Here is a 16,142-nt window from a genome sequence, read left to right as displayed (position 1 = left end):
TTTGATTGAGCCGTATCGTTCCCGCCTGAGAGAACAGCATCCTCAAGGCGTTCTTGTCGCAAAACCGTAATATCGCGCCTCTAGGTTTAGAATGGGTCTAAAAACAAGATAATTTGACACCAGTTTGAACCGTGGAGGCATCGGATGAACGAGCATCTTTCCCAGAAAATTTTCCCGACGACTCAGCTTGAGGACGCGGATGGTGACGGCCACAACACCAGCGCCAATCCGACGATGGGTGAAATCATCGGCAAGCGTTTTTCGCGCCGCAATTTTCTGCAGGGTTCGCTTGCCGTTTCCGCCATTGCCGCCACAGTGAGCCCGATCGCGCTGATGAGCGCGGACGAGGCGCGCGCTGCAGACAATAAAGGCTCTGCCTTCAACTTCTCCGAAGTGGAGGCCGGCGTCGACGACAAGCATCATGTCGCTGAAGGTTATGATGCCGATATTCTGCTGCGCTGGGGCGATGCCGTGCTGCCGGGGGCGCCTGCGTTCGATCCGACGAAGCAGACGGCCGATGCCCAGAGCAAGCAGTTCGGCTACAACAACGATTATGTCGGCTTCATTCCGCTCGACGGTTCGTCCGAACATGGCCTGCTCGTCGTCAATCACGAATACACGAACCCGCATCTGATGTTTGCCGGGCTGGTGCAGGTGGTCGACGGCAAGATCAAGCAGGGCGCGCTCAGCAAGGAGCAGGTGGATGTCGAGATGGCGGCCCATGGCGGCACCGTCGTCGAGATTCGGAAGACGGGTGGCAAGTGGCAGGTCGTCACCGACGGCAAATACAATCGCCGCATCACCGCCAACACGCCGATGGAAATCACCGGCCCGGCCGCCGGCAACGACCGTCTGAAGACCAGCGCCGATGCGACCGGCACCCGCGCCATCGGCACGATCAACAACTGCGCCGGCGGCGTCACGCCCTGGGGCACCTACATCATGGCCGAAGAAAACTTCCACGGCTATTTCTCCGGCGCGCTGCCGGAAGGTCACAAGGAAGCCGCGAACTACAAGCGTTACGGCGTTCCGGAAGGCGCCTACGAGTGGGCCAATTTCTACGACCGCTTCGATCTTTCCAAGGAGCCGAACGAGCCGAACCGTTTCGGCTGGATCGTCGAGGTTGACGTCATGGACCCGACGGCGGCACCTAAGAAGCGGACCGCGCTCGGCCGCACCAAGCATGAGGGCGCCGAGTCGATCGTCGCCAAGAACGGCAAGGTCGTCTTCTATCTCGGCGACGACGAGCGCTTCGATTATGTCTACAAGTTCGTGACATCAGCGGCGTTCAACCCGAATGATCGCGCCGCCAACATGAACCTGCTCGACAGCGGCACGCTCCACGTCGCCAAGTTCAACGAGGACGGTACCATGCAGTGGCTGCCGATGGTCTTCGGCCAGGGGCCGCTGACGGCGGAGAACGGCTTCACCAGCCAGGCTGACGTGCTGATCGAATGTCGCCGCGCCGGTGACGCGCTCGGCGCCACCAAGATGGACCGCCCGGAAGACGTCCAGCCGAACGGCGTCAACGGCAAGGTCTATGTCATGCTGACCAACAATACCCGCCGCAAGGCCGACCAGGTGGATGCCGCCAATCCGCGCGCGGAAAACGCCTTCGGCCACATCATCGAAATCTCGGAAAACGACGGCGACTTCACGGCCACCTCAGGCAAGTGGGAAGTGCTCCTGAAGTGCGGCGATCCCTCGGTTGCGGCCGTCGGCGCGACCTTCTCGACCGAAACGACCAAGAACGGCTGGTTCGGCATGCCCGATAACTGTGCCGTCGATGCCACCGGCCGCCTCTGGGTGTCGACGGATGGCAATAACAACAAGGCCACCGGCCGCACCGACGGTCTGTGGGCCGTCGATACCGAAGGGGCGGCGCGCGCCACCTCGAAACTGTTCTTCCGCGTGCCGGTCGGCGCCGAAATGTGCGGCCCGCTGTTCACGCCGGACGACCAGACGGCGTTCGTCGCCGTGCAGCATCCTGGCGATGGCGGCGAGGACTGGCCGGGCCATGGCCGCCCGTCCTATTACGAGGATCTTTCCACCCGCTGGCCGGACTTCAAACCTGATATGCCGGTGCGTCCTGCGGTCGTTGCGATCACCAAGGCTGGCGGCGGCAAGATTGCGGTCTGACGACAGGAAACGCGGCGTCGAGCCTCAGGGCGAGTGGCAGTCAGGCTGCCAACTCGCTGCGAATGCCATTTAGCGGCCGGGACGAGCTCCTCTTCCGGCCGCCTTTATGAGCCTGTCGCCGCGCCGGGTATTCGCGTTATGCGGCCCTCAGCGCCATCACGGTGATCCACCGCGTCGGCTTGCCGTCATAGCCGCCGCCGTCGCTTTCGCTGATGGCGACGTTGCGCCAGCCGCTTTTGGTCAAAAGCTCTGACAGCCAGTCTGCGGAGGGATAGTTGTAGTAGCGCCCGAAGCCGTCATAGCCTTCAGCCTCGCCTGCTTTGAAACTTGCATGGAGGAGACCGCCGGTTTTCAGAGCGCGGCGGATACGGGCGAAGACGTCGGCGAGCTCGGATCTCGGAACATGGAGCAGGCTCGCATGCGCCCAGACGCCGTCGTAGGCGTTTTCGGCGTCGAGCTGCTGGAACAGCATGACCCTGACCGGCCTGCCGATCAGCACTTCCGCCTGCCTTGCAAGCTCGGCCGAGCCGTCGGTCGGTGTCACGTCGAAATCCTGCGACAGCATGTAGGCGCTGTCCTGCCCGCCGCCGCAGCCGAGTTCGAGGATTGCGGCACCCGGTGCGAGCCGCGCGAGGAAGGCATCGAGCTCTTGCTTTGGCAGGCTGCGCGCCCGATTTGCATAAATCTCGGCGTTTTCGTCGTAGAAGGCGGAGGTGCTGTCACGGTGCATGCGGAGCGGCCGATCCCCAACGTCGGTTGGAATTGAAGGTGTCTTTCCGAAAGCAGGTCGGCGCACGACCGAGTTCAGGCCGGGATGAGGCGCGTCCAGCCGTGCTCATCGTTCGTTATGCCCTTCTGCAGACTGACGAGCTGCTGGCGCAGTTCGCTGGTCAATTTGCCGGTCTGTCCGTCTCCGATCAGAAACTCGCCGCCGGCATGTCGAACCAGGCCGATACCCGCCAGGACTGCGGCGGTGCCGCAAGCGAACGCTTCGGCGAGCCTGCCACTGGCAGCGTCGTTTTGCCATTCCGTAAACGAGTAGGGGCGCTGCTCGACCCGCAAGCCTCTTTCTTCGGCGAGCACGATCACGGAAGCCCGGGTGATGCCAGGCAGGATCGTGCCGCCAAGCGGTGGGGTGACTACCGACCCATCGTTCATCACGAAGAAGACGTTCATGCCGCCGAGTTCTTCGACCCAGCGATGCTCTGCGGCATCCAGGAAGACGACCTGATCGCAACCCTTCTTCGTCGCCTCGGCTTGCGCCACGAGGCTGGCTGCGTAGTTTCCGCCGCATTTTGCGGCACCGGTGCCGCCGGCGGCTGCACGGGTGTATTCGGTCTCGACCCAGAGGGAGACGGCCTTCGCGCCGCCCTTGAAGTAAGCGCCGACCGGAGAGGCGATGATGCAGAAGACGTATTCCTGGGCCGGACGAACGCCGAGAAACGCCTCGTTGGCGAACATGAAGGGGCGAAGATAGAGGCTGGCGTCGCCGGAAGGTATCCAGGCCTTGTCGACGCGGACCAGTTCTTCGACCGCCTTCAGGAAGAGTTCTTCCGGCACCGGAGGCATCGCCATGCGGGTCGCCGACTGCGCGAAGCGGCGCGCATTCTCTTCAGGTCGAAAGAGCAGAATCCGGCCGTCGTCCGCCTTGTAGGCTTTCATGCCCTCGAAGATTTCCTGCGCGTAGTGCAGCACGGCGCTCGCCGGATCGAGTTCCAGGGGCCGCCTCGGCGTAACCTTCGCATCGTGCCAGCCCTTGTCGGCCGTCCATCGTGCCAGGACCATATGATCCGTGAAGAGCTTGCCGAAGCCGGGCGCCTCCAGTGCCTGAATACGTTCGGCGTCCGAGACGGGAGATTTGTGGAGTTCGATTTTGATTTCCGGAGAGGCCGACGTCACGGTCATTGCTGCACCTTGATAGTAAATTGAAGAGTGGCGGCGACACTACCGCCGCCGAGCCGGTCTTGGAAAGGTCTGAATCAGTCGGTTTCGGCTTTGATCGGAGGAATAATCGCTTGATGTGGCTGCTGTCGAGCAGCAAATCCGGGACCGAGCGGCTTCGATATCGGATGGCGTCAATATCAAGTGAGATCCGGAATATCCAAGGCTTTGGAATATAAAGTCTCCAACATGTCACCATGACAAGAAAATAGGTCAGTATTGTTGACATAATTTCCGCCGCATGGTTTGTCGGCCGTATTATAGAAAAATACGAGGAAACCCCATGCTGAACTGGGACACCATGTTTGCATCGCGCTCGTCGCGCATGCGCGCATCCGAAATTCGCGAGCTCCTGAAGCTTCTCGACCGGCCCGAAATCATCTCCTTTGCCGGCGGCATTCCTGATCCGGCGCTGTTTCCGGATCAGGAATTCAAGCAGGCCTACGCCGATATCTTCGCAGGTCCTGCCGTCAATTCGGCGCTGCAATATTCGGTCAGCGAAGGCTACAAGCCGCTGCGCGAATGGTTGGCCAAGCAGATGGCGGGTCTCGGCATTCCCTGCGAACTCGACAACATCTTCATCGTCTCCGGTTCGCAGCAGGGGCTCGATTATCTCGGCAAGCTGTTCCTGTCGCCGAATGACACCGCGCTGGTCACCTGGCCGACCTATCTCGGCGCGCTGCAGGCCTTCAACGCCTATGAGCCGGCCTATGACCAGCTGACGCCAGGCGGCAACCGGACACCGGAATCCTACCGCGCGGCGGCAGCCGCCGCCGGCGGCAAGGTGAAATTTGCCTATCTCTCCGCCGATTTCTCCAATCCGACCGGTGAAACGGTCGATCTCGCCGGCCGCAAGCAGGTGCTGGCGCTTGCCGAAGAACTCGACGTCGCCGTCATCGAGGACGCCGCCTATCAGTCGCTGCGCTTCGACGGCGAGCCGATCCCGCCGATCCTGGCGCTGGAGATTGCCGAAAGGGGCCATATCAACCATACCCGCACGATCTATTGCGGCAGCTTCTCCAAGACATTGGCGCCCGGTCTTCGCGTCGGTTTCATCGTCGCCAATGCGCCCGTCATCCGCAAGCTGGTGCTGATGAAGCAGGCGGCCGACCTGCATTCCTCGACCATCAACCAGATCGCGATCAGCCATGTGGCCGAACGTGGATTCGATGCGCAGGTCGCCAAGATCAAGGCCGCCTACAGCCATCGGCGCAACTGCATGCTGGCGGCGCTTGAGAAATATATGCCCAAGGGCACCAGCTGGACGAAGCCGGAAGGCGGCATGTTCATCTGGATCACGCTGCCGGAAGGCATGGATGGCGCCAAGCTCCTGGCGAAATCGCTCGAAACCGCCAAGGTCGCCTTCGTACCCGGCAAGGCCTTCTTCGCCGACGGCTCCGGCGCCAACACCTTCCGCCTCAGCTTCTCCTGCGCCAACGAGCAAATGATCGGGGATGGGATCAGCCGGTTGGGCAAGCTGATCTCGGATGAGATTGGTGGGTGATTGCTTGCGAGGGGCTGTGCCGTGCAGCCCCCTCATCCGACCCTTCGGGCCACCTTCTCCCCGCTGGGGAGAAGAGAGGGAGCAAGCCGCTTGCCCCGCCTTTCGATTGCAGAGATGAGCGCGAGACGTTGCCACAACCCCTTCGCCCCGGCGGGGAGAAGGTGGCGGCAGCCGGATGAGGGGGCCGCACGGTACGCCCTCTTCTCTCAGAGGGAAGGGGTAAGCGTTTATCCTTCCATTGCCATGTTTTTGCAAACCAGTGCACCAGCGTCTAATCAAAAAATCGTCGTCCAGCCCTCGTTCGCCGTCTCGCTCTTGCCGTAGCCGACGCGGTCGGCCACCGCTCCGTCGGTGTTGCGCAGGATGATGTCGCCGCCGCGGTTGGCGAGCTGCGGGCCGCCGGCTGCGGCGTCGAGCGCGATGGTGCGGATCTCGCCTGCGGCAAGCGTTCCCGACAGCGTCTGGGTCCGGCCGTTTTCGTCTTCCAGCTTCCAGCCGTCGAGCGACACCGACATGTCGGAGCGGTTCATCAGCGTCACCGTTTCGGCCTCGGTGCCGCCTTCGCCATTCACCGGATTGATCAGCGCGGCGATGATACGCAGCGACGAGGCGACGACTGGCTGCGGCCGGCGCGTGCCTTCGCCGCGGCCCTGGCCGCCGCGATCCTCGGCGACCGGATGACCGGTGGCCGCATCGGTGTTCCAGTTCTGCGACTGGAAGCAGAGGAAGATCGCCGCCCATTCGTCGGTATCGGTGAAGTGGACGAGCAGCGCCCCATCCTGGTTCGGGCCGTTGGTGGCCTTGAAGCCGCCATTGTCGCCCTGGTTCATGTGGATGTCGTGGATGCCGTTGCCGGGTTCGAAATCGAAATATTGGTCGGGCTTGTTGTGCTCGGGCCCCCAGGCTTCGCCGAAGGCATAGAAATGGATGTCGGGATCGGCGATGCCTTCCTCGACGATCGGCTCGATGAATTCCCTCAGATCGTTCTTCGGGCCGGAGAGCTGGAAGGGTGCGACATCCATATCCTCGCGCTCGATCAGGCCGCCGCGGACATAATCGATCGCAAGCTCCGGACGGTCTTTGCGGATGTCGGTCAGGCCCATCGGCAGGGCTTCCAGCGCCTCCGTCAGCGCCGCGTGCTTGAAATCGACGATATTGGCGTAGAGCAGGTCGTGGGGCGACATCTTCGAGCGGACGTTCAGCGCGATGCGGTAGCTCACGCCGTCCGCCTCGATGCGGATCTCGATATGGGGATCGTTGTCGTCGTCAAGGGCGAGCGCGCTCGCCGTACCCTTCAGGACCTTGTAATTCTTCAGCATGAGAACCTCGCTACAGTGGCGGGATCTCATGCTAGCACTGATAAAGTGCATCTTTTGTGACGCGTATCCTCCGCCGAGCAGGCCTCAGCTGCTATTGCTGGAGATGCGGGCCGAAGAGTTCGAGATCGGCTTCGCTCAACCTGTCGCTTGCGGTGTTCAGCTGGTGCCAATAGGGATAGAGGATCGGCGGCAGGCTGACGGCGTCGAGGCGCTTGCGCTCTTCTTCCGTCAGCTTCAGCTCGGCAGCGGCAATGTTGTCGCGGAACTGGGCCTCGGTGCGCCCGCCGATGATGACCGAGGTGACCGCCTTGCGGCCGATCAGCCAGGCGAGCGCCACCTGAGCGGCCGAGACGCCGCGCTCGTCACCGATCGCCACCAGCGTCTCGACGATGTTCCAGAGACGGTTTTCATCGCGGATCGGCGGTTCTGTCCAGCCGGCGAACTGGCGCGTGCCTTCGGGTGCAGCCTGGTTGCGGCGATGCTTGCCGGAGAGCAGGCCGCCGGCCAACGGGCTCCAGACCAGGACGCCGAGGCCCTGGTCGATCGAGATCGGCAGCAGCTCGTATTCGGCGTCGCGGGATTCGAGCGTATAGTGGATCTGCTGGCTGACGAAGCGCTGATAGCCGTGCTCGTTGGCGAGCCCAAGCGCCTTCATGATGTGCCAGCCGGAATAGTTCGAGCAGCCGACATAACGCACCTTGCCCTGCTTGATCAGGGTGTCGAGCGCTTCCATCGTCTCTTCGAGTGGCGTCTGGCCGTCCCATTCATGCACCTGGTAGAGGTCGATGACATCGGTCTTCAGGCGCTTCAGGCTCGCCTCGCATTCGCGGATCAGATGGTAGCGCGAAAGGCCGCGGTCGTTCGGGCCGTCGCCCATGCCGAAGCGGGCCTTGGTGGCGAGCAGCACGCCCTGCGGCCGCTTGCCGGCGAGCGCCTCGCCGATGATGTTTTCGCATTCGCCGGATGAATAGACGTTGGCGGTGTCGATCAGATTGATGCCGGCATCAATGCATATATCGATCATCTTCTTCGCCTCGGAGACGCCGAGATCGCCGACCATCTTCGCCCAGCCGACGCCGCCGAAGGTCATCGTGCCCATGGTCAATGTCGAAATTTTCAGGCCGGAACGGCCGAGCAGACGATATTCCATAAAACTCCTCCTTCATCAAAACAGGATTGACGTACCTCAGCACGGCCGAATGGCAATGGCGGCGTGGTTCACGCCTGCGTGAGGCTTAGGCAAGATTTGCGGGGCACCGGCGTCTCGGGCCGCGTGGCGGTGATGACCGATCGCGCGTGCCGGCAGCCGACAGATCCTACAATATGCTATCGGCTTGTCGAACGAAAACCGTCGCAGCGGCGCGGGGAGGCGGCCTCGCGTCAGGCCTCGCCCGTATCCCTGTTGTGAATGGTGTCGCGGATCGAAGCGATCGTGTCCCTGATCTTGCCGACGGTCTCGGCGTCGAGGCCGACGGCTTTGCCGATGCAGTCGTACACGTGGGTGGCGCGGCGTTTCAGGGCCTGTCCCTCTTTCGTCAGGCGCAGCAGCACCTGGCGTTCGTCGGCGGGATTTCGGTTGCGGGTGACGAGGCCGACATTTTCGAGCCGCTTCAGCAGCGGGGTGAGGGTGCTGGAATCGAGGAAAAGCGTCTCGCCGAGATCCTTCACCGTGCGGTCGTCACGCGCCCACAGAGCGGTCATGACGAGGAATTGCGGATAGGTGAGATCCAATTCGTCGAGCAGCGGGCGGTAAAGCTGGTTGAAGGCGTGGCCGGCTGAATAGATCGAAAAGCAAAGCATTTCATCGATCTTGGGCACGTCGGCGAGTTCATTCGATGTGGTGTCTTTCATCACGCTCTCCTTCGGCCTCAATATAATTTGTGCGCGATCTGTTTGCAAGCTATTGACGTCCCGGACGAGATGACCTAATTAGATCGTGTACAAAGAAATCGCCTGCAAATTAAATGACGAACGCGAGAGCCGGAAAGCGCGTCAACCCCACTTCGGCTCCTGTGACACTCAACCGACGAAAGGAAATGACCAATGTTCAAGTTTGCTGCTGCCGTCGCCCTGGCGGGCGCGCTTTTCTCCGGTGCTGCCGTTGCTCAGCCGGCCAAGCCGACCGTCGTCCTCGTCCATGGCGCCTTTGCCGATTCATCCAGCTGGAACGGCGTCGTCGAAATCCTGCGCAAGGACGGCTTCCCGGTCGTGGCCGCCGCCAATCCGTTGCGCAGCGTTGCCAATGATGCTGCCTATGTCTCTGACGTCGTCGGCAGCATCGCCGGCCCCGTTGTCCTCGTCGGCCATTCCTATGGCGGCCAGGTCATTTCGACTGCGGCGAACGGCCACGACAACGTCAAGTCGCTGGTCTATGTCGCGGCCTTCGCGCCCGATGCAGGGGAATCGGTTGCCGATCTTGCCGGCAAGTTTCCGGGCGGCACGCTGAGCGGAGCGCTGGCGGCCCCGGTAAAGCTCAGCACCGGCGGCGTTGATCTTTATATCGACCAGGCGAAGTTCCATGACCAGTTCGCCAGCGACGTGCCGGCTGAACAGGCGGCCGTGATGGCGGCTGGCCAACGCCCGGTCACCGAGGCGGCGCTCACCGACAAATCCGGCGCGCCGGCCTGGAAGAAGCTGCCGTCGTGGTTCGTCTACGGCACCGGCGACAAGAACATCCCGGCCGCAGCCCTTGGCTTCATGGCCGAGCGGGCAGGGTCCAAGCGGACCGTCGTCGTCAATGGCGCCTCCCACGTCGTGATGGTGTCGCATCCTGACAAGGTTGCCGAACTGATCGAAGAGGCTGCGAAATAACATTCGTTCCAGGGCCACGGCGCGAGAGTGCCGTGGCCCGAATGCTGCAAGCCCCATCATGGGCTTGAAAAGACCGCAGCCGTTCTCGCAGAATGCGCGGATGCTCAGAACCTCCGCCGATAAGCTCAAAGACCACATCCATGGCCGCCTTCTCTCACGAAGCGAGGGACCTGCCTGGAGGAACGTTCTCGTGCATCTCCTGTCGCATAGCGGACGGGAAGAGGGGCTGATCGTTCCCGCCGTTGCCGAGCCGCTGCTGGTCTCGATCCTTTCAGGCTCGGCCGTCATAGAAGAGCGCGAATTCTCCGGTGAATGGCAGGCCGCCCGCGCCGATGTCGGCGACTTCTACCTGACCAATTCGGCGACGCCCTATGAGATGCGCTGGACCTCCACCTCGGCCGAACCGTTCCGCGTGATGCATGTCTATCTTGGCCTGCCGCTGATCGAGGCGGCCGCCGCGGAGGTCCTGTCTATCGGCCACGACCGGCTTTGCCTGCGCGACGTATCGGCCGGACGCGATCCCTTGATAAACCATCTGCTGCAGCTGATCCTCAGCGAATTGACCGAGGCGAGCGACCCGAGCGAGATTTTCGTGCAGGGCGTTGCCCAGGCGCTGGCCGTCCATCTCGTGCGCTCCTACGCGGATGCGGATCGGCCGCCGCGGCGCCGGGTTGCCCTTCCGGCGTTCAAGCTTCGCCGGGTGACGGATCTGATGGCAAGCGGCATTGCCGAGGCCTTCAGCTTGGAAGCGCTTGCGGCCGAAGCAGGTCTCAGTCCGTTCCATTTCAGCCGGGTCTTCAAACAGTCGACGGGTTATTCGCCCTCGGAATATTTCATCCGCATGCGGATGGCCGAGGCGCGCAGGCTGCTTCGGGAAACCGACCGGGGCATCATCGAGATCGGCCTCGACGTCGGCTATTCCAGCCCCAGCCATTTCGCCACCGTCTTCCGCAAGGCCGTTGGCGTCACGCCCTCGCAATATCGCGACGGCTGACGATTGCCGCAAGATCGCGACATCGACCGCAAAGGCCCGAGCGCGAAGGCCAGCCGCCTTTCCTAGATTGTCCTCCGTCAACAGCGGCCGGCTCCGTATTCGCAGCGGCCACATGAAAGGAAGCAAACATGTCTATTGATGGTAAGGTTGCTCTCGTCACCGGTGCGTCGAGCGGTATCGGCGCTGCCACCGCGCTGAAGCTTGCTAAGGCAGGCGCCAAGATCGGGCTCGCCGCCCGCCGGCTCGACCGGCTCTCTGCGCTGCAACAGCAGATCGCTGCCAATGGCGGTCAGGCCGTCGCTCTCGAAATGGACGTTGTCGATCAGGCCTCCGTCACGGCGGGCGCTGAAAAGCTCGCAGAAGCCTTCGGCTCGATCGACATTCTCTTCAACAATGCCGGCCTGATGCCGATCTCGGATCTGGAGGCGCTGAAGACCGATGAGTGGCATCGCATGGTCGATGTCAACATCAAGGGATTGTTGAACACGACTGCCGCGGTCCTGCCCATGATGATCAGGCAGAAGGGCGGACATATCGTCAACACCTCGTCGATCGCCGGAAGGAAGGTCTTCCCGGGCCTTGCCGTCTATTGCGCCACCAAACACGCGGTGACGGCAATCTCGGAAGGCATGCGTCTCGAGCTTTCCAAGAAGCATAATATCCGCGTGACCTGCATCCAGCCGGGCGCGGTGGAATCCGAACTCTTCGAACATATTTCCGACGGCAATTATCGTGGCCAGATGGAAGCGCTCAAGGAGCAGATGGAATTCCTGAAGGCCGGTGACATTGCCGAGACGGTGCTCTTCGCGCTGCAGGCGCCGGCCCGCATGGATATCGCCGAGCTCTTCGTGATGCCCACGCAGCAGCCCTGGTGACATGGGCGGCGGAGCCTGCCGCCGCCTGTCACATCTCTGTCAACGACCCCTAATAAGGGAGGGTGACGCAATCCCGAGGATCCCTCCCATGAAAACGATCGTTTCCGCCACAGCCCTTCTCGCCGCGAGCCTTTTTGCCATTCCGGCTTCGGCCGCAAACCTCGTTCTCTACACCAGCCAGCCGAACGAAGATGCGCAGGCGACGGTCGATGGCTTCATGGCCGCCAATCCCGATATCAAGGTCGACTGGGTGCGCGACGGCACGCCGAAGATCATGGCCAAACTGCAGGCCGAGATCCAGGCCGGCAACCCGGTCGCCGACCTTCTCCTGATCGCCGACATGGTGACGCTGGAGCGCCTGAAGGAAGAGGGCAAGCTGCTCGCCTACAAGTCGCCGGAAGCCGCCCAGTATGACGCCACCCTTTATGACGCCGACGGCTACTATTACTCGACCAAGCTGATCACCACCGGCATCATGTACAACACCTCGGCCGGCATGAAGCCTGCGAGCTGGAAGGATCTGGCCAAGCCGGAAGCCAAGGGCCTCGTCACCATGCCGAGCCCGCTTGCTTCGGGTGCGGCCCTCATCCATGCACAGACGCTTGCCGCCGTTCCCGGCCTCGGCTGGAACTTCTACAAGTCGCTTCAGGCAAACGGCGCCATTGCCGCCGGCGGCAATGGCGCCGTGCTGAAGTCGGTCGCCTCGGGTGAGAAGGCTTACGGCATGGTCGTCGACTACCTGCCGATCCGCGAAAAGGCCAAGGGTGCTCCGGTCGAATTCGTCTTCCCGAGCGACGGCGTTTCCGCCGTCACCGAGCCGGTCGGCATCCTCGCCAGCAGCAAGAATGCCGAGGCCGCCAAGAAGTTCGTCGATTACGTGCTCTCCGAAAAGGGCCAGCAAGGCTTCCTCAAGCTCGGCTATATCCCGGCCCGCAACGGCATGAAGGTGCCGGAAGGCTTCCCGGCGCGCGACACGATCAAGGTCCTGCCGGTCAATGCGGCTGAAGCGCTGAAGAATACCGACCAGGACCTGAAGACTTTCTCGGGCATTTACGGCTCGAACTGATCTCTTCATGCCAGGCTATGTCAGAGCAGGAAACAGCCAGCCCGCCTGGCTGTTTCCTTTTATCGTCATTACCGTGCTCATCCTCAGCGTGCTGCCGCTCGCCCGCCTTGCCATAGCAGGGATCGCGGGCTTCGCCAGCGGCGGTGTCACCGATGTGCTCGCCGACCCGGCGCTCTGGCAGGCCACCTATTACACCGTCGTCACATCCGTTCTCGGCACGATCCTCTCACTTCTCATCGGCTGCCTTTTCGCCTTCCTGCTGACGCTGACCGACATCCGCTGCAAGGGGCTGCTCAGCTTCTTCTTCGTGCTGCCGATGATGATCCCGCCGCAGGTGACGGCCCTTGCCTGGGTGCAGATGTCGGGGCCGTCGAGCCCGCTGCTGAAGGCGCTCGCGATCGCTCCGCCGCTCGGCTCGCCGCAGCCGCTCTATTCGGTCGGCGGCATCGCGCTGCTCTATGGCGTCCAGCATGCGCCGCTCGTCTATCTCGCGCTCAGGGCCGGGCTGATGACGCTGCCGCGTGACGGCGTCGAGGCCGCACGGCTTTCCGGCGCCTCCAGCTTTCGAGTCTTCCGCGACATCATCCTGCCTCTGTCGCTGCCCGGCATCATCGCGGGTGCTGCGATCTCATTCGTCTCCTGCACCGGCAATTTCGGCATTCCCGCCATTCTCGGCATACCCGCCTCGATCTTCACGCTGCCGACGTTGATTTTCACCAAGTTTTCCGCCTTCACCAGCCGTACCTTCGGCGATGTCGCCGTGCTGTCGGCAATCATCGCGATGATCTCGGTCGCCGGGCTGATGATCCAGGATAGGGCGCTCAGAGGCCGCGATTACCGCGTCATCGGCCTGTCCGGGGCGAGCGCCGCCTTCGAGCTCGGCGCCTGGCGGTTCGCCTTCATGCCGCTCCTCTGGGCGATCCTGTTCTTCATGCTCGCCGCACCCTTCTTCGCGCTCGTCGCCGGCGCGCTGGTTCCCGCCTACGGCGTGCCGCTCACCTTCAAGACCATGTCGCTGCATGCCTTCCAGGAGATCCTGTTCCGGCAGGCGGTGACGCGCACGGCTTTCGTCAACTCGATCTCGCTTGCCGGCGCCACCGCCGTGTGTCTCCTGGTGGTGACCGTGCTTGCGGCCTATATGCTGACGCGGCGCAAGGATGCGGCGTCCCGCATCATCGCGAGCCTGATCGAGATACCTTATTCGCTGCCCGGCATCGTCATGGCGGTCGCTTTCATCCTGGTTTTCGCAGCGCCCATCCCCTTCCTCCACATCTCGCTCTACGGCACGATCTGGATCATTCTCATTGCCTATTTCTCCTCCTTCTTCGCCGTCAGCCTGAAGCCCGTGGTCAGCGCCTTCCACCAGCTCGATCCGGCGCTGGAGGAGGCAGCACGTTTGTCCGGCGCCGGTTTCTCTCGGCGGCTTTCCGATATCATCGTGCCGCTGATTGCGCCCGCCGCCGGCGCTTCCGTCATCCTCGTCTTCCTGATCGCCTGCAACGAGCTGACGATTTCCGCGCTGCTCTGGTCGGCCGGCACCCAGACGCTCGGCGTCGCCATCTACAATCTCGACGACAGCGGCAGCTCCGACCTTGCCTCGGCGCTGTCGGTGCTCGTCGTCCTGATGGTCGTCGTCATGATGGTGCTTTTGGAACTCCTGGCGAAACGCCTGCCGAAAGGGGTGGTCCCATGGCGAAGCTGATCCTCAACCGGGTGGCAAAGGATTTCGGCACCGGCCGCGCCGCCGTCAGCGATTTTTCGCTCGATGTGCGCGAGGGCGGCTTCCTGGCGCTGCTCGGGCCTTCCGGCTGCGGCAAGACCACGGTTCTCCGCATGATCGCCGGTTTCGAGACGCCCTCCGACGGCTCCATCCATCTCGGCGAACGGCTGCTTGCCAATGCAGCCCAGGCGCTGCCGCCCGAGAAGCGCAACATGGCGATGGTCTTCCAGTCCTATGCGCTCTGGCCGCATATGAGCGTCGCCGACAATGTCGGCTATCCCCTAAAGGTGCGCGGCGTCTCCGGCAAGGCATACCGGACGAAGGTCGGCGAGGCGCTTTCCACCGTCCGGCTTGCCGATCATGCCGGGCGGCGGCCGGCCGATCTCTCCGGCGGCCAGCGTCAGCGCGTGGCGCTCGCCCGCTGCCTGGTGACATCGCCCGACGTCGTCCTCCTCGACGAGCCGCTCGCCAATCTCGACCGGCACCTGAAGCAGGAGATGGAGGAGACGTTTAGAGAATTTCACCAACGCTCGGGCGCGACGATGATCTATGTCACCCATGACCAGAGCGAGGCGATGGCGCTGGCGACCGATGTCGCCGTCATGTCCGAAGGCCGGCTGCTGCAGGTGGCGCCGCCGGCCGAAATCTATGCCCGGCCGGAGGGCCGCATCGTCGGCAGCCTGATCGGACGCGGCGCGATCCTGACACTGCCTGTCATGGGCGGCGAACGCCATCTGGAATGGGATGAACTGCAGGATGCGCTCCAGGCGGCCAACACCGATGGCGCCGATATTCTCGTGCGGCCGGAAGATGTTGTGGTCGGCGGCGAGGGGGCTCCGGTAACCGTCGAATCCGTGCTGTTCGAGGGCGAGCGTTATGCCGTCAAGCTGACGCTCGGCAACGGCCAGACGCTGCGCGCCTTCAGCCGCGTGGCTGTCGTATCTGGTGAAGCCGTGCGCGTCGTCATCCGCGCGGGTTGGCGGCTTTGATGGAGCTGCCTAGAACAGGGGACGGTCCAAGGCCGAACACATGAATCGCCGGGAGGGGGCGTCCCTGACGAGTCCAAGGGCCGCCGACGGGAGCTGGCCCTTGAAGCGTCGTGAGGTGTCGAGCGAGGGCGTCTATCAGAAGCTTGTGCAGGCGTGGGTTCGCGGCCACCGACGACACGCGGCCGATGACGGCGCTGGCGATCCCCATCGGTAAAGATTTGCAGAGCGTGTTGCAAATTATGGTTGGCAACATAGCTAAAATCTATCATGAATAGTGATCGTAAGTGCAAATGCCAGTTTGGAGGGGCGGAGTGTTTTCAGACTTATTTTTTCTATGCAGAAGTATCGTTGATTAAGGGACGTGTCGTCACTTACGCATTCGCTTGCCAAATGTGGTTGATAATCTCTCGTTGAACTTGGCAGCGAGCGTGAGTTGAACAATCCTACTTTACCCTACTATTGGGCAGGATTTGGTCTGTGCGCATGTGAACTGAATCAGGAGATTATTACCGCTGTGACGCAACCGGAAAACGCACGGGTCTGGGCCAGCCGCGCCTTCATGGACTCAACACGGATCAAGGCGTTTACCGCTGATCCGTTGCCGACGGGGATGGATCTTGGTCAGATGGCTGAGTTGAATGAAGCGGGCGAGCGGATGTCTGCCGAGCATTTTCCAAAGGAGATCTTTGCCGAATATCCGGACAAGAAGGAAAAAAAGCAGGCGGATCTCGTGCTTGCCGCGGGCGTGGTGGTGGTTTCAGCGGCCTGCGCCGATGTGCTCCGC

At 62.4% G+C, this 16,142-nt stretch carries 14 protein-coding genes; 9 read left to right on the top strand and 5 right to left on the bottom strand.

Annotation, left to right across the window (positions count from 1 at the left end; all coding sequences use genetic code 11):
- Positions 1–144 precede the first annotated feature (144 nt).
- Positions 145–2,139 (top strand): PhoX family phosphatase, encoded by a 1,995-nt coding sequence (locus CO655_RS23940; RefSeq protein WP_097667084.1) that lies wholly within the window; start codon positions 145–147, stop codon positions 2,137–2,139.
- A 136-nt stretch (positions 2,140–2,275) separates the two neighbouring features.
- Here the strand turns inward: CO655_RS23940 and CO655_RS23935 are convergent, their stop codons facing one another.
- Together CO655_RS23935 and CO655_RS23930 are read right to left on the bottom strand one after the other, a co-directional pair.
- A complete protein-coding gene (locus CO655_RS23935; RefSeq protein WP_097608363.1) occupies positions 2,276–2,869 on the bottom strand; it encodes a class I SAM-dependent methyltransferase in 594 nt (197 codons plus the stop codon).
- 74 nt (positions 2,870–2,943) lie between these two features.
- Complete coding sequence (locus tag CO655_RS23930) at positions 2,944–4,044, bottom strand: branched-chain amino acid aminotransferase (protein ID WP_010035117.1); 1,101 nt, start codon at positions 4,042–4,044, stop codon at positions 2,944–2,946.
- Between the two features lie 319 nt (positions 4,045–4,363).
- On the opposite strand from CO655_RS23930, the gene CO655_RS23925 reads away from it, so the two are divergent.
- Entirely contained in the window at positions 4,364–5,584 is a 1,221-nt protein-coding gene (locus tag CO655_RS23925) for a PLP-dependent aminotransferase family protein (protein WP_097608364.1), read from the top strand.
- Between the two features lie 275 nt (positions 5,585–5,859).
- Here CO655_RS23925 and CO655_RS23920 read toward each other — a convergent pair whose 3' ends face one another.
- From CO655_RS23920 to CO655_RS23910, 3 genes are all read right to left on the bottom strand, one after another.
- Positions 5,860–6,903: a DUF2278 family protein gene (locus CO655_RS23920; protein WP_097608365.1), complete on the bottom strand. Its 1,044-nt coding sequence runs from the start codon at positions 6,901–6,903 to the stop codon at positions 5,860–5,862.
- A 91-nt stretch (positions 6,904–6,994) separates the two neighbouring features.
- On the bottom strand, positions 6,995–8,053 hold the full coding sequence (locus tag CO655_RS23915; RefSeq protein ID WP_010034223.1) for an aldo/keto reductase: 1,059 nt from the start codon (positions 8,051–8,053) through the stop codon (positions 6,995–6,997).
- A gap of 230 nt (positions 8,054–8,283) precedes the next feature.
- A complete protein-coding gene (locus tag CO655_RS23910; protein WP_010034226.1) occupies positions 8,284–8,754 on the bottom strand; it encodes a MarR family transcriptional regulator in 471 nt (156 codons plus the stop codon).
- Positions 8,755–8,946: 192 nt separating this feature from the next.
- Here CO655_RS23910 and CO655_RS23905 point away from each other — a divergent pair, with 192 nt between their 5' ends.
- The 7 genes from CO655_RS23905 to CO655_RS33525 form a co-directional block, all read left to right on the top strand.
- The gene (locus CO655_RS23905; RefSeq protein ID WP_097608366.1) at positions 8,947–9,714 is read left to right on the top strand and encodes an alpha/beta hydrolase; all 768 of its coding nucleotides are present in this window, start codon (positions 8,947–8,949) and stop codon (positions 9,712–9,714) included.
- A gap of 100 nt (positions 9,715–9,814) precedes the next feature.
- Positions 9,815–10,708, top strand: coding sequence for an AraC family transcriptional regulator (locus tag CO655_RS23900; RefSeq protein WP_097608431.1), 894 nt, complete (start codon positions 9,815–9,817; stop codon positions 10,706–10,708).
- A 128-nt stretch (positions 10,709–10,836) separates the two neighbouring features.
- The gene (locus CO655_RS23895; protein ID WP_097608367.1) at positions 10,837–11,583 is read left to right on the top strand and encodes an SDR family oxidoreductase; all 747 of its coding nucleotides are present in this window, start codon (positions 10,837–10,839) and stop codon (positions 11,581–11,583) included.
- Between the two features lie 88 nt (positions 11,584–11,671).
- On the top strand, positions 11,672–12,649 hold the full coding sequence (locus tag CO655_RS23890; RefSeq protein ID WP_097608368.1) for an ABC transporter substrate-binding protein: 978 nt from the start codon (positions 11,672–11,674) through the stop codon (positions 12,647–12,649).
- 7 nt (positions 12,650–12,656) lie between these two features.
- Positions 12,657–14,351, top strand: coding sequence for an iron ABC transporter permease (locus CO655_RS23885; protein WP_097608369.1), 1,695 nt, complete (start codon positions 12,657–12,659; stop codon positions 14,349–14,351).
- A complete protein-coding gene (locus CO655_RS23880) occupies positions 14,339–15,358 on the top strand; it encodes an ABC transporter ATP-binding protein (protein WP_097608370.1) in 1,020 nt (339 codons plus the stop codon). The genes CO655_RS23885 and CO655_RS23880 overlap by 13 nt, the downstream gene beginning before the upstream one ends.
- A gap of 433 nt (positions 15,359–15,791) precedes the next feature.
- Positions 15,792–16,142: hypothetical protein (locus CO655_RS33525; protein ID WP_141514349.1), on the top strand; the 351-nt coding region annotated here is incomplete at its 3' end.

It is taken from the genome of Rhizobium sp. M1 (assembly GCF_002531805.1).
In the GTDB taxonomy this organism is placed as follows: domain Bacteria; phylum Pseudomonadota; class Alphaproteobacteria; order Rhizobiales; family Rhizobiaceae; genus Rhizobium; species Rhizobium etli_C.
This window is presented reverse-complemented; position numbering and strand designations above follow the sequence as displayed.

What these genes read in the sequence shown, in the direction of transcription:
- CO655_RS23920 (WP_097608365.1), bottom strand. Translation starts at nt 6,903, where the DNA reads ATGCTGAAGAATTACAAGGTCCTGAAGGGTACGGCGAGCGCGCTCGCC.
- CO655_RS23930 (WP_010035117.1), bottom strand. Translation starts at nt 4,044, where the DNA reads ATGACCGTGACGTCGGCCTCTCCGGAAATCAAAATCGAACTCCACAAA.
- CO655_RS23915 (WP_010034223.1), bottom strand. Translation starts at nt 8,053, where the DNA reads ATGGAATATCGTCTGCTCGGCCGTTCCGGCCTGAAAATTTCGACATTG.
- CO655_RS23880 (WP_097608370.1), top strand. Translation starts at nt 14,339, where the DNA reads ATGGCGAAGCTGATCCTCAACCGGGTGGCAAAGGATTTCGGCACCGGC.
- CO655_RS23885 (WP_097608369.1), top strand. Translation starts at nt 12,657, where the DNA reads ATGCCAGGCTATGTCAGAGCAGGAAACAGCCAGCCCGCCTGGCTGTTT.
- CO655_RS23940 (WP_097667084.1), top strand. Translation starts at nt 145, where the DNA reads ATGAACGAGCATCTTTCCCAGAAAATTTTCCCGACGACTCAGCTTGAG.
- CO655_RS23925 (WP_097608364.1), top strand. Translation starts at nt 4,364, where the DNA reads ATGCTGAACTGGGACACCATGTTTGCATCGCGCTCGTCGCGCATGCGC.
- CO655_RS23935 (WP_097608363.1), bottom strand. Translation starts at nt 2,869, where the DNA reads ATGCACCGTGACAGCACCTCCGCCTTCTACGACGAAAACGCCGAGATT.
- CO655_RS23890 (WP_097608368.1), top strand. Translation starts at nt 11,672, where the DNA reads ATGAAAACGATCGTTTCCGCCACAGCCCTTCTCGCCGCGAGCCTTTTT.
- CO655_RS23910 (WP_010034226.1), bottom strand. Translation starts at nt 8,754, where the DNA reads ATGAAAGACACCACATCGAATGAACTCGCCGACGTGCCCAAGATCGAT.
- CO655_RS23905 (WP_097608366.1), top strand. Translation starts at nt 8,947, where the DNA reads ATGTTCAAGTTTGCTGCTGCCGTCGCCCTGGCGGGCGCGCTTTTCTCC.
- CO655_RS23900 (WP_097608431.1), top strand. Translation starts at nt 9,815, where the DNA reads ATGCTCAGAACCTCCGCCGATAAGCTCAAAGACCACATCCATGGCCGC.
- CO655_RS23895 (WP_097608367.1), top strand. Translation starts at nt 10,837, where the DNA reads ATGTCTATTGATGGTAAGGTTGCTCTCGTCACCGGTGCGTCGAGCGGT.